Raw genomic sequence first — 13,351 nt, forward strand, 5'->3', positions numbered from 1 at the left:
ATACAATATCCACAGCAGTTTTTTAACAATTTTAATAACCCTGTTAGTATCTTTGTGGATAATGTGGATAACATTGATTAAAAATAAATAAATCTCTTGTTTATGGTTTTTTATCTGTTGAAATAGCTGTTTTAACTGTGGATAAATCTGTTGAAAAAATGTATATAACATAATTCGACAAAATAAATCAGGTTATTGTTATTAACAGGAGGAGTACCTTTATGAAAAAACAGTTGCTCCAGTGGATACTTATACTCGTCGTATTCTTTCAGATAAGCCTACCAAGAGAGGCATTTGCCAGTCCTACGGTTACTTCATCTTCACTAATAACAAAATCCATCTCTTCACACAACCGACAAGTGATTATTCTTGCAGTGGACATGCTTTCTTTTGATGATCTTCAAGAATTAAGGAAACGCCAACCTCTCGCTGGTTATATGCATAAGGCAGGTTATGCCGCATTAACGATGCGAACCGCTGGACCAAGGACAGCAGCTAATGGGTATCTGCTGATGGGGAGCGGAGGACAAGCTCAATACATAGAGGCTAGTGAAACCTTGTACCAGCGCGATGAAGCTACAGGAAATAGTGAAACAGCGGAGCAACGGATGAGCCATCTTACCAGTACCCATACGATGAACAAGAAGAGTGCCCTCCTTTATCCTGGTATTTATCGTTTGCAAAAAGAGAATGAAAACAAACCGTACACAGCCAGAATTGGATTAATGGGGGATGGTATTGAGCGGTCTGATCGCACCGTAGCCTTTTATGGAAATGCAGATTATGGTCAAAAGAAACAGCGACATGCCTCTTTGCTGGCTGTTACATCAACTGGAGAGATTAGGAAAGGGATTGTTTCCTCAGATATATTACTTGAAAAGGACTTCCGTTATCCATACGGATTGCGCACAAAGAAAGATTCGGTTTTACAACGGATATCAGGTGACCGAACTTCAAGTCTAATCATTTGGCAATATGGGGATTTGGCGAGATTATATAAACAAATGCCTGAGATGTCACTCCCTCACTTTGAACAGATGCATAATCAAATTATCGCTGATTTGGCAAAGGCAACAGGTCAAATTCTTGCTAAACTACAACCAGGACAAATGTTTTTACTAATGTCCGCAGATGCTAATCCCATTGCAATAAAAGAGAAAAAAGTGCTGACCCCCTTTCTCATGTGGACTTATTCAGGAGAAAAAGCAGGAGAGCTAACATCCATAACCACACGTCAACCGGGATTAGTGAGTGGATTAGATCTTTTACCCACCGTATATCATTGGATACGTCTACCTCTGCCCGAACATGTAATTGGACATGTCATCTATACCGAACCAAACCAATCAAGCCCATTAGTCTCTTTGACAGGAACGACTCATGGTAAAGACAATCAGTCGGAGTGGAAGATTGCAACCTTCTTTCAAAAGATAGAACGCATCCATCGCATATACGCAAACAGACCAAGTATTATTTATAGTTTCGTGATACTTCAGTTCGTTAGTTTATTGATAGGACTACTATTATGGTATAGGTATCAGCATCAACATAAGGCTGTTCCTTTGCACATTCGAAACTTCGTAAGATTTCTGCTTACTGCATTACTATTATTTCCATTTTTGCTTTTACTCGAACCTTTAGTGGATATCCCTTTACCGGTCTTTGCAACATTTTCGCTGTTAGTAGTGGTGGCTGGGATAATGGCCTATTGGTTATGCCAGCTTTCATTATCAACGAGTTTTTTGGTGATTGGGGCAATTACTACCATTGGATTAGTAGTAGATGGATTTACCGGGGCTCATTTGATGAGGCGCTCTTTCCTCGGGTATGACCCGGTCATTGGAGCGCGTTTTTATGGTATGGGCAATGAATATGAAGGAGTATTAATTGGTGCTAGCCTGTTGTTTTATGCCGCATATTATCAGTGGGAACAAGAGCGGGAAATCAAGCCAGTAAAAGGTGAAATGAATAAATTATCTCTGTCTGGTCTGATAATGATTGTAGTAAGTATGAGTATCATCCTCTGGTATTTGGTTTCTCCGCAGTATGGGACGAATGCAGGAGGATTTCTGGCTGCTGGCCTTGCGTATGTGGTTACATTGCTTCGGTTCTATCGAGTGCGTCTACACAAAACAAGCCTCCTCTTGATTGGAGGAAGCTTGTTAGTTGGTATTGCGAGTTTAATGATCATTAATCTAATGTCTGCTCAACCAATGACCCATGTAGGTAAGGTTGCTCATGATATTGTCACAGGGAACTGGAAAGAAGTGGGGCAGATTATTCGTCGTAAGCTGGACATGAATATCCACCTTATTCGTGTTTCTTTATGGAGCAAAGTGTTTTTTCTATCCCTGTTTATTATCAGTCTCATTAGCTTTTATCCACAGCAGTATATGCGTAGATTGTACACTAGGTATCCTGCGCTGGTTACGGGGTTTGGCGGTATCATGGCAGGATCGTTAGCTGGACTTTTTTTAAATGATTCGGGTATTGTATCAGCGGCTACCTCGATCGTCTTTTTTGTGAGTCCAGCATTACTCTTAACCTTACAGGAACAGAGAGTTACCCATAAACCTTAGTCGACCGACAGCTCTTCCCACTCTTCATACAATTGATCAATATCGATCCGCGCCTGGCTAATGAGATCATTTCGTTTCTGTGCTTCAACGTGATCGGAATATATATCAGGATGACATAGTTCTTCTTCCCACGTTGCAATCTTTTCCTCGTTATCCTGAATATTTTTTTCAATCTCTTCCAAACGACGTTGACGCTGACGTTCTTTTCGCTTCGCTTCTTTATCAAGCTCATAAGTACTTTTCTCTGGAGAGCTTAGCTTGGTAGCCGAAGCTTTTTGATTTGTTTGATCGATCTTTTCCTGTGCTTGTTCTACTAGCTCTTGCTTTTTTTCCACATAGTAATCGTAGTTACCCAGATAGCTTGTTACCCCAGTTGGAGACATCTCTAGAACACGAGTAGCCATTTTGTTTAGGAAATAGCGATCATGGGATACGAATAAAATCGTTCCGGGATAATCATATAGAGCGTTTTCTAATACTTCTTTACTGATGATATCTAGATGGTTAGTAGGCTCGTCAAAAATCAAGAAATTGGCTTCTTTGAGCATTAATTTAGCTAACGAGACGCGCGCACGCTCTCCACCTGACAAGTCGCCAATTCTCTTTAACACATCATCGCCACTAAACAAGAAGTTTCCAAGAATGGTGCGGACCTCTTTTTCCTGCATATGGGGATAATCATCCCATAACTCCGCTAAAATGGTATTACTCATATTTAACTCACGTTGTTCTTGATCATAGTAGCCAATGGTAACATTACTTCCGAGGTCCACCTGTCCCTGTTTAGCTGTAAGTTGACCCACAACTGTTTTAAGTAAAGTGGACTTACCGATACCATTTGGCCCTACTAAAGCTACGCGTTCTTCTCTTTCTAGATCAAAGGTCAATTGAGAAGAAAGAGTGACTTCTTCATACCCAATTGCAAGATTGTGAACTTTAAGCACGTTATTTCCGCTCATTTTTGCAATTTCAAAGGAGAAGTGGGCAGATTTGTTGCCAGCAATCGGTTTTTCCATACGATCCATCTTTTCAAGCGTTTTACGTCTGCTCTGTGCTCGTTTGGTCGTAGAGGCTCTGGCGATATTACGCTGAACGAAATCCTCCAATTTGGCAATCTCATCCTCTTGTTTTTCGAAGCGGCGTATCTCCTGCTCTAAACGAAGGGCCTTTTGATCCAAATAACGGCTGTAGTTACCTACATAGCGTTGAGCTTGATGACGATCAATTTCATAGACGATATTCACTAGCTTATCCAAAAAGTAACGGTCATGGGAAACTACGAGAATAGCACCTTTATAATTTTGTAAATAGACTTCTAGCCAGGAGAGCGTTTCAATATCCAGATAGTTAGTTGGCTCATCCAATAGCAATAAATCAGGGGACTGCAGTAGTAACTTTGCTAGTGCCAGACGTGTTTTTTGGCCACCACTTAATGTATAAATGGGTGTCTCATAATCCATGTCAGAAAAACGAAGGCCGTGAAGTACGCCACGAATGCTAGCTTCATAACTGTAACCGCCTTTTTCCTTAAAAGCTTCCGTACGATGTGAATATACCTCCATGATTTGCTGATATTTCTTTTCATCTTCAAAGACAGCAGGATCACCCATCATAGCTTCCATCTTACGTAGCTCTTTTTCCTCTGTTTGGAGATGCTCGAAAACAAGCAACATCTCTGCCCAGATGGAGTTGTTGGATTCCAGCCCACTGTTTTGGGCAAGGTAACCAATTGTTACTTCCTTTGGCTTGCGAAGTACTCCGCTATCATAGCTAAGTTCGCCTGCTATAATTTTCATCAGCGTAGATTTCCCGGCACCATTTACACCGACTAAACCGATGCGCTCTAACGTTTGTACTTGTAAAGATATATCCTGTAAAATGGTTTCAACACCATACGACTTCGTAATGTGTTCTGCTTGTAATAAAATCATAACTTTCACCCCGAGATGTTATTCAGATCTCTATCCTAATAAGTGTACCTAAAGCAGAGGTCAGGAACAAGGGGAGCCGATCAATAGTTGGGCAAATGAGGGGGTAAAGTATGAACGTACAAGAGAAAAAGCGTTTGAGACAAGAGATTATAAGAGTGCGTGATCTGTTGAGTAAAGAAGCTTGCTTGGAAAAATCTTATAAGGCCACACAACATTTGTGGAGTATTCATCATGTGAAACATGCCCGAAGCATTATGTGTTTCAGTTCGTTTGGAAGTGAAATTGATACTTGGTCTTTTATAGAAGAAGCGAGAGAACGCCATATACAGATTAGCCTTCCTTTAACTGAGCGTGAAAGAAAAAAAATAACACCTTATACATACGAAGGTAGAAACAGCTTGAAGAAGGGGGCTTACGGTATATGGGAACCAGACCCTATCCATTCAACAGAAATGAAGCTATCAAATATTGATGTCATTATCGTACCCGGTGTGGCGTTTGATCAACAAAAAGGGCGTGTAGGCTATGGAGCGGGTTATTATGACCGATTCTTTGCCAGCTTGCCACACGAACCAAGGCGGATTGGATTTTGTTTTGCTATGCAAGTGGTAGAAAAGGTGCCAATGGAACCTTTTGATATGCGTCTACATCAAATCGTCACCGAAGAGGGAATTATCTGAATTTGCAACAATTTGGACATACATTACACCATTCCCAAAAAGATGGTATTGTATAATTGTGATGGTATTGGAGGAGGGTTTAACATGTCAGGATGGAAAATAGGCATCATTACAGCTAGTGATTCAATTGCTGGTGGGGAAAGAGAGGATGATCGAATTCAGTTGGTGCGAGGTTTAGTCAAACAGCACTTGCATACGGAAAACATTATTTACCGTTGTTTGCCGGATGATATGGAAGAACTGAAGGAGCATATGATCGAATTGGTAGATCGAGAAAAATGCGATATTCTCATTACCACAGGTGGAACAGGATTGAGTCCGCGCGATGTTACACCAGAAGTAACGTCATGGGTAATTGATCGTCCAGTACCTGGCTTGGCGGAGGAGATGCGTCGTGCTGGTTTGAAGCAATCTCGCCGTGCTATGTTAACACGTGCTGTTGCAGGCACTAGAGGCAACAGTTTGATCTTTAATTTACCAGGAAACCCCAAAGGAGTCGAGGTCTGCTTTGTAGCTATCGCAGACATGTTGCCGGATGCTTTGCATATTTTGCAAGGATCAGAAGAAGCCGGTGAAGACTGGGGTGGAATTGGATGGTAGAAAAGCCAAATTTTAAAGTCGTGCCTGTCCGCGAAGCGGTGGGCATGATTTTGCCTCATGATATGACGCAGATTTTACCCGGGGAGTTTAAGGGTAGGCTGTTTAAAAAAGGGCATGTTATTAAAGCGGAAGACATAGAGCCACTGCTCTCCATCGGAAAAGAACATATTTATATTATGGATATGCCTTCTGGATATATCCATGAAGAAGAAGCAGGTCAAAGAATTGCACATGCTGTTACTGGTTCAGGTCTTATTTTGACAGAGCCCTATGAAGGTAAGGTATCAATGAAGGCTAGGACAAATGGACTTTGTAAAATCAATGAGCAGGCTGTTCATGCTTTAAATGAATTAGAAGGTATCGCCCTTTCCACTATTTTAACTAATCAAGTGGTAACAGAGGGGCAGTCTGTAGCTGCTACTCGCATTATCCCTTTGATTATGAAAGAAGAAAGTATTTTCGTTTTGGAACGTTTGGCTAAGCAATTTGAGGGGCCTATCGTTGATGTATTACCGATCCCTGCTCGAAAAGTAGGGGTGGTCATAACTGGAAGTGAAGTTTATAAAGGACGAATTGAAGACAAATTTGGTCCATCCATTAGAGCAAAGGTGGAAGCGTTGGGCTCTCAGGTAGTAGAACAGCGTTTTGCCCCAGATGATAAAGAGATCATACAACAAGAGATAGAGTACTTTTTGGCGAAAGGAGTCGACCTGATCTGTGTAACAGGCGGCATGTCTGTTGATCCAGATGATAAGACGCCTGGAGCCATTGCTGGTGTTGGCTCTGATGTAGTTCGTTATGGGACTCCGATGTTACCTGGTTCCATGCTAATGATTGCTTATAAAGGGGACACCCCCATTGTAGGGTTACCTGGAGCTGTGATGCATGAGCCGGTTACATCATTTGATGTTTTTTTACCTAGAATCCTGTGCGGAGAACACATCCAAGAATGTGATATGACACGACTTGGTTATGGTGGTTTGCGGAAGTGTTAATAATCAAATGTGGGAGATGTTTATTATGAGTGGTATTGGAGCTTCAGGTTTTATTATATTGATCATTTTAGCTGTCATCTTTTTTGGACCTAAAAAGCTTCCAGAATTAGGCCGAGCTATGGGCAGTACTTTACGTGAGTTCAAAAAGGCTACAAGTGGACTTGCCAGTGATGATTTTGACGAGGATAAAAAAGAAAAAGCAGCTGAAAAACAGTTGGTTACGGCTACTGCCAAACCGGCAGAAAAAGTGGAAAGCTCGGAGCAAATTGATCGTGAAAAGTTGGAACGTGAAATTCGTGAGCGTTTGGAACGCGAGCGTCTAGAAAAGGAGATTCGCGCAAAAATCGAGCAGGAACGTAAAGAAGCGTCCTCTTCCAGCGAACCAAACGCGTAAGAATTAAGAAGGTAGGCAGGTTGGATGAGCAAACAAAGAGAAATGACCTTATGGGAACATATTGGCGAATTGCGTAATCGTCTTTTACTTGTTTTAATCATTTTTGTTATCGGATTAGCAGTGGGACTTTACTACGCAGGACCTGTTGTTATGTATCTACAACAAACGCCTATGGCTGATCTTTCTATGAATACTTTGGTTTCCTTGAAACCTTCAGATGCCCTACAGGTGTATATGCAGTTTGCCTTTTTGGTTTCTATGATTATAACTACACCAGTATTTTTGTTGCAATTGTGGGCATTTATTAAACCAGGATTAAAGCCGAATGAAACAAAATTAACCTTATCGTTTATTCCAGTTATTTGTCTTTTGTTTCTAGTTGGACTAGCTTTTGGGTATTACGTTGTTTTTCCAATAGTCATCTTGTTTATGACAAACATCAATGTAGAGTTAGGTACTCCTGTCATGTGGGGGTTAGGTGAGTATTTCTCCTTTATGTTTAACATGATTGTACCGTTTGGATTTTTGTTTGAACTCCCAATCTTGGTGATTTTGCTAACAAGATTGCGAATCATTAATCCGATAAGGCTCTCAAAAATCAGAAGATACGCATATTTTATTTTGGCTTTTATTGCTATTGTGATTACACCTCCGGATTTTATGAGTGACTTTATTGTGATGATTCCGTTGTTTGTTTTGTACGAGATTAGTGTGTTACTGTCTAAAGTCATCTACCGTCGACAATTGAAAGAAGATGAATTGTGGGAACGTGAATATGGTATGATGGAAGATCAAACTGATCAAGCAACTAAATAGTTTTATTTAAAAGAGCATAGGTTATATTTATGCTCTTTTTGGTAAATATAGTTGCAGATATTGATATGAACCAGTACGATCTTTAGTAAGAAGCCAAAAAATGGAGGTGCTTGAAACTTGAACGAAAATTATTCGGAGCAAGTGTATAGGGAAGAGAGTAACTTTCCAAAAATTTTAAGATTGTTTGCGATTTCACTATTGGTGTCTACGATTGGTAGTGCTGTAGGAACAGCGTTTGTCCCCCAGCCTTTATCTTGCCACTTGTTGTTGTTGAATTGCTGATGCTGGTTGGTGCCTTTTTTATGCGCCGCAAGGGAGTTCGAATCGGCTATGGATTCTTATTTACCTTTGTGTTTATAAGTGGGATTACACTTGGACCAACTCTTCAATATTACGCAATGAAAAATGGAGCCATGTTGGTTAATGCAGCTTTCTTAATCACTACGGTTATCTTTATTTCATTGGCTGGTTATGCCTATGTATCTAAACGTGACTTCAGTTCATTGGGCGGCTTTCTGTTTGCAGCCCTCATTGGCCTGATTTTGTTACAGGTACTAAATATGTTTATCCCACTAGGTACTGGAATGCAGTTGTTGATGGCATCTGGAGGAATTGTTATTTTTAGTGGTTATATTCTGTATGATGTTTCGCAGTTTAAACACGGGGTAGCAGATGATGATATCCCAATGGCTGTTATATCGCTATACCTCGATTTCATTAACTTGTTCTTATCTTTACTTCGTCTCTTAGGAATTTTAAGTAGCGATGATTAATCCTCGATAAAACGAACGAAACCCCCTTCTGGATTATTTTTAGGAGGGGGTTTCTGCATGCTATGTCTTCTTGCATAAGTCAATCATATTGGGATCATATCGTTGCATAAACAGTTTTATTCCTGCATAGCTCCTTTTTCTCAGGCAAATACTATACGGACGAAAGGGCTGTAAAAAGGAGTGAGATAGGTGAGCAAAAGAAAATGGATCGTAGCATCAGCCATTTTTTTATCCGTATCAGCGGTTGTTGGTTTTACCATCATGAAAGCGGGAGCGGTACCGGGCATTTTTCAATACTTTTACAAGGGTGAACAAAAGGCATCGACTACCATTAAAGGGAATGATCCGGGGGGGGCTCAGATAGCTGGAGAAAGTGTAGAGCTATTTGATAGTGATCAACAAAAGGTGGTATCTCATTATCAAAACACCACCCAGTTTCAAAAAGAAGCTCAAACGATCTTACAATCAGTAAGTGGGAGAGTCCAAGATATTAGTCCACAGTTGGGGCATTGTTATATTTTAAAAATTCCTGTAGCTCCACCAATGAAATTATCTGTCACAGGAGCAAAGCTTGAAGATACAATCTTACGTGTTTTTGTTGTGATGCCAAAAAATGGTGAACGCAAACCATGGCTTATTCTGCATAATCAACGTGAAGAAACTCTTTTGGTGGAGTTTACTAAAGATGTAGGTGCAATCCATGAGCTCATCAAGAAATGAGCTATTTGTTTGAAGAGAGTTTAACAAAGTTCTCGGTAAAGTAATCAGCAGAGACGCCTACGCCCAGCTCTTCAAATCGTTTTTCCAATACATTTTTGCGATGCCCCAAACTATTTAACCAACTTTGGTACGCTTCAATGGCATCGGGAAATCCTGCAGAAATATTTTCTCCTGCAATTTGATAGGTTAGACCATTTTTCTTTAGGCGATCAAAAGGGGATAAGCCAGTTGTCGCGGAGATATGATCAAAATATTGATTGCGCTGCATGTCGACGCTATGACTGCGGGCTGTGATAGCTGCTTTTTCGTTCCAACGAAGGGCTGGTACTTGATAACGATATCGAATTACATTGGTTAAATCTAAAATCTGACTCTCCATAGCCCGATCAATCTCCTCCTGACTTTTTTTATTAGGAATAGGGGGAGTGAAATTGGGTGCTTCCCCTGTATACGTCCACTTTGTCTCGTAGAATCCACCTTGAAGAAGAGTTAACTTGTCTATGATGCGGATACCAGTCACCTTCTGCTGGTTATGCTTGTCCAAGTAAAATAAAACAGGAATATCTCCCACAAGTTGTAAAGGTCGCTCCTCGCGATCATTTTTTATTTCAACAAACGTATCCTCATAAGAAAAGGTGACTCCCTCCTGTAAAGAAAAACTTCTTTTTAGCATATCGTACGACGTACCAATACGTATTTGATTGGTAAGTGCTGCTTTTGGGCTATTAGAAAACACATCTACAACCTTTCCTTTTAAAACACCAACCTGTATATAATGATCAGGATGTTTATTATAAATCCACCAGTCATAACCGAATAAGCTAGGATCTTGACGGTCAGGTTTACCTAAAATAGTCTCCACTTGCTGGGCACTCATATGCAAAGAGATCTCGAAAATAGTGGGGGTAGAACTGGCGAACTTCGTTGGAGATTCTTGATTCTTGTCTTTACTAGATGAAATTTGTTTAAGAGAGGGAGTTGCTATCTGCTGGTTATTCTGCTGAAGAGGCAGTTTAGCAGAGGCGGTGTGACCAGGTGTTAGTGTTGTGAGGAAAACGGCTTTTGTTGTTGCTTTTACTGTTTCAATCACGCTAGCTGAAGTAGCATTGGCATGTTTATCAGAGGTTGGTGTGTTTAGCGTGTTTGGCATTGAGAAGAGAGGGGAAAATATCATCTTCATATGTGTCTTCATCTCATTTGACGAATGTGAGCTTGCTTGTAACAAAGCGAAAAGCGAAAGTCCAAGAGCTGAAACTAGAAACCAGCTTTTCTTACGCATGTATTATTCCTCCTCGCAATCTAGCAAATCATTCTCTACTTTATCTATAAGTGCAAGTAGGGAAGGGTAGAACTAATAAATAGAGTTTTGTAGAAAAGAAAAGAAGGTGGAATAAGAGAGTCACAGAAGATATATATATTAAGAGTCCAGATGCTTAGTTTTCCCGCTTACAGGGATAGAAGTCTTTTTGTCTGCAAAAATACTTGCAAAGCATTCTGTGATTTATTATTATAGGAATTGGGTGTTAGCACTCCCTAAAGGTGAGTGCTAACCATTTAAGAAAAATTATGTACTATCTTTGAGGAGGGTGTTTTTTGTGTTGAAGCCATTAGGTGATCGTGTCGTACTTGAACCAATTTCTAAAGAAGAAACAACTGCTAGTGGTATCGTTTTGCCTGATACTGCAAAGGAAAAACCACAAGAAGGTCGTATTGTTGCAGTAGGTTCTGGTCGCATTGAAAACGGTGAGCGTATCGCCCTTGAAGTTAAAGAAGGCGATAAAGTAATCTTCTCTAAATATGCTGGTACAGAAGTGAAACTGGACAACAAAGAATTCTTGGTACTTCGTGAGTCCGATATTTTAGCAGTTATCGGCTAAGGTACCGTAACATAATGAGTGATCCTAAACACATATTTCTATTTGGAGGTTGAGTATTAGATGGCAAAGCAAATCAAGTTCTCCGAAGATGCACGTCGTTCCATGTTGCGCGGTGTAGAATCTCTTGCAAATGCAGTTAAAGTAACACTTGGACCAAAAGGCCGTAACGTGGTTCTAGAGAAAAAATTCGGTTCTCCATTGATTACAAATGATGGTGTAACGATTGCAAAAGAAATCGAATTAGAAGATGCTTATGAAAACATGGGTGCTCAATTGGTTAAAGAAGTTGCTACTAAAACCAACGATATCGCTGGTGACGGTACTACTACTGCAACTGTGCTTGCTGCTTCCATGATTCGTGAAGGTCTAAAAAACGTAACTGCTGGTGCTAACCCAATGGTGATTCGTCGTGGTATTGATAAAGCGGTTCGCGCTGCTGTAGAAGAGATCCATGCAATCGCAAAACCAGTAGAAAGCAAATCTGCAATCGCACAAGTTGCTTCTATCTCTGCTGATGATCAAGAAGTAGGTAGCTTGATTGCTGAAGCTATGGAAAAAGTAGGAAAAGACGGTGTTATCACTGTTGAAGAATCCAAAGGCTTCGTAACTGAGCTTGAAGTGGTTGAAGGTATGCAATTTGACCGTGGATACGCTTCTCCTTACATGATCACTGATACTGATAAAATGGAAGCTGTTCTTAGCAATCCATTTATCTTAATCACTGATAAAAAAATCGGAAACATCCAAGAAGTATTGCCTGTACTTGAGCAAGTGGTACAAAGTGGTAAGCCACTAGTTATCATTGCTGAAGATGTTGAAGGCGAAGCTTTGGCTACTTTGGTAGTTAATAAATTGCGTGGTACATTCACAGCAGTAGCGGTTAAAGCTCCTGGATTTGGTGATCGTCGTAAAGCAATGCTGCAAGATATCGCTACCCTAACTGGCGGTGAAGTAATTACTGAAGAGTTGGGTCTTGATCTCAAGGCTACAAAAATTGAACAATTGGGTCGTGCTGCGAAAGTTGTTGTTACAAAAGAAAACACAACAATCGTTGAAGGTTCTGGAGAAAAAGCAGCTATCGAAGGTCGCGTAGCGCAAATCCGTCAACAAATCGAAGACACTACTTCTGAATTCGATCGTGAAAAACTGCAAGAGCGTTTGGCTAAATTAGCTGGTGGCGTTGCGGTGGTTAAAGTTGGAGCTGCTACAGAAACTGAGTTGAAAGAGAAGAAGCTTCGTATTGAAGATGCTCTGAACTCTACTCGTGCAGCTGTAGAAGAAGGTATCGTAGCAGGTGGTGGTACTACACTAATTACTGTTATGCATGCTATTGAGAAGCTAGATCTTCAAGGTGAAGAAGGTCTAGGTGCTAAGATCGTTCTTCGTGCTTTGGAAGAGCCTGTACGCCAAATCGCAGCAAATGCTGGTTTGGAAGGTTCAGTAATCGTTGAGCGTTTGAAAAAAGAAGAAGTAGGCATTGGTTTCAATGCTGCTACTGAACAATGGGTTAATATGATTGAAGAGGGTATTGTAGACGCAGCTAAAGTAACTCGTTCTGCTCTATCTAATGCTGCTTCCGTTGCTGCTATGTTCTTGACTACAGAAGCGGTTGTAGCAGATAAACCAGAAGAAAATAAACCTGCAATGCCAGACATGGGTGCTATGGGTGGCATGGGCGGAATGGGTATGATGTAAGAAGCCATACCCGGCTTATGAAGAGGTGACGTTTACGTCACCTCTTTTTTATTTCTTTTTGCAAGTGCAATGCTTAGTCGATAATAGCCCATGTTTAAGTTAGGTCTTCTACTAGGAAGCTACATATTAAAAGAAGCTTCCTTTTTGTATAATGTAGATGGTCATAATCGCATTGCGTTGAAGAAAGTACCTGCGATTTTTATGGAATGTTTACAAGGATCAAAAAAACAAATAGAAAAAATGAAAAAAGCTTGCATAAACAGTCAGTAATTTGGTATTATAAAAAACGTC

11 protein-coding genes and 1 pseudogene are annotated in these 13,351 nt (G+C 40.5%); 10 read left to right on the top strand and 2 right to left on the bottom strand.

Going from position 1 to position 13,351, the window contains the following annotated elements:
• Positions 1–221 precede the first annotated feature (221 nt).
• The gene (locus tag EEL30_08470; GenBank protein QDX92378.1) at positions 222–2,579 is read left to right on the top strand and encodes a hypothetical protein; all 2,358 of its coding nucleotides are present in this window, start codon (positions 222–224) and stop codon (positions 2,577–2,579) included.
• Here EEL30_08470 and EEL30_08475 read toward each other — a convergent pair.
• Positions 2,576–4,510, bottom strand: coding sequence for an ABC transporter ATP-binding protein (locus EEL30_08475; GenBank protein QDX92379.1), 1,935 nt, complete (start codon positions 4,508–4,510; stop codon positions 2,576–2,578). The two genes, EEL30_08470 and EEL30_08475, sit on opposite strands and share 4 nt — an antisense overlap.
• A gap of 110 nt (positions 4,511–4,620) precedes the next feature.
• On the opposite strand from EEL30_08475, the gene EEL30_08480 reads away from it, so the two are divergent.
• The 7 genes and pseudogenes from EEL30_08480 (at position 4,621) to EEL30_08510 (ending at position 9,488) form a co-directional block, all read left to right on the top strand.
• Complete coding sequence (locus EEL30_08480) at positions 4,621–5,190, top strand: 5-formyltetrahydrofolate cyclo-ligase (GenBank protein QDX92380.1); 570 nt, start codon at positions 4,621–4,623, stop codon at positions 5,188–5,190.
• Between the two features lie 84 nt (positions 5,191–5,274).
• Positions 5,275–5,790, top strand: a complete 516-nt coding sequence (locus EEL30_08485) for a MogA/MoaB family molybdenum cofactor biosynthesis protein (protein ID QDX92381.1) — start codon at positions 5,275–5,277, stop codon at positions 5,788–5,790.
• Positions 5,784–6,785, top strand: coding sequence for a molybdopterin-binding protein (locus EEL30_08490; GenBank protein QDX92382.1), 1,002 nt, complete (start codon positions 5,784–5,786; stop codon positions 6,783–6,785). The genes EEL30_08485 and EEL30_08490 overlap by 7 nt, the downstream gene beginning before the upstream one ends.
• Before the next feature lie 25 nt (positions 6,786–6,810).
• Positions 6,811–7,179, top strand: a complete 369-nt coding sequence (gene tatA / locus EEL30_08495) for a twin-arginine translocase TatA/TatE family subunit (protein ID QDX92383.1) — start codon at positions 6,811–6,813, stop codon at positions 7,177–7,179.
• Between the two features lie 24 nt (positions 7,180–7,203).
• Positions 7,204–7,995 carry a twin-arginine translocase subunit TatC gene (gene tatC / locus EEL30_08500; protein QDX92384.1) on the top strand — a complete coding sequence of 264 codons (792 nt, stop codon included), beginning with the start codon at positions 7,204–7,206 and terminating at the stop codon, positions 7,993–7,995.
• Positions 7,996–8,112: 117 nt separating this feature from the next.
• Positions 8,113–8,768: pseudogene (locus EEL30_08505) on the top strand (Bax inhibitor-1/YccA family protein).
• A gap of 189 nt (positions 8,769–8,957) precedes the next feature.
• Complete coding sequence (locus tag EEL30_08510) at positions 8,958–9,488, top strand: hypothetical protein (GenBank protein QDX92385.1); 531 nt, start codon at positions 8,958–8,960, stop codon at positions 9,486–9,488.
• Between the two features lies 1 nt (position 9,489).
• Here the strand turns inward: EEL30_08510 and EEL30_08515 are convergent, their stop codons facing one another.
• Positions 9,490–10,767, bottom strand: coding sequence for a hypothetical protein (locus EEL30_08515; GenBank protein QDX92386.1), 1,278 nt, complete (start codon positions 10,765–10,767; stop codon positions 9,490–9,492).
• A 316-nt stretch (positions 10,768–11,083) separates the two neighbouring features.
• On the opposite strand from EEL30_08515, the gene EEL30_08520 reads away from it, so the two are divergent.
• Both EEL30_08520 and groL read left to right on the top strand, forming a co-directional pair.
• Positions 11,084–11,365 (top strand): co-chaperone GroES, encoded by a 282-nt coding sequence (locus EEL30_08520; GenBank protein ID QDX92387.1) that lies wholly within the window; start codon positions 11,084–11,086, stop codon positions 11,363–11,365.
• Positions 11,366–11,425: 60 nt separating this feature from the next.
• A complete protein-coding gene (gene groL, locus EEL30_08525) occupies positions 11,426–13,060 on the top strand; it encodes a chaperonin GroEL (GenBank protein ID QDX92388.1) in 1,635 nt (544 codons plus the stop codon).
• The last annotated feature ends 291 nt before the right edge of the window (positions 13,061–13,351 follow it).

Source organism: Brevibacillus laterosporus (assembly GCA_007833815.1).
GTDB classification, from domain to species: Bacteria; Bacillota; Bacilli; order Brevibacillales; family Brevibacillaceae; genus Brevibacillus_B; species Brevibacillus_B laterosporus_D.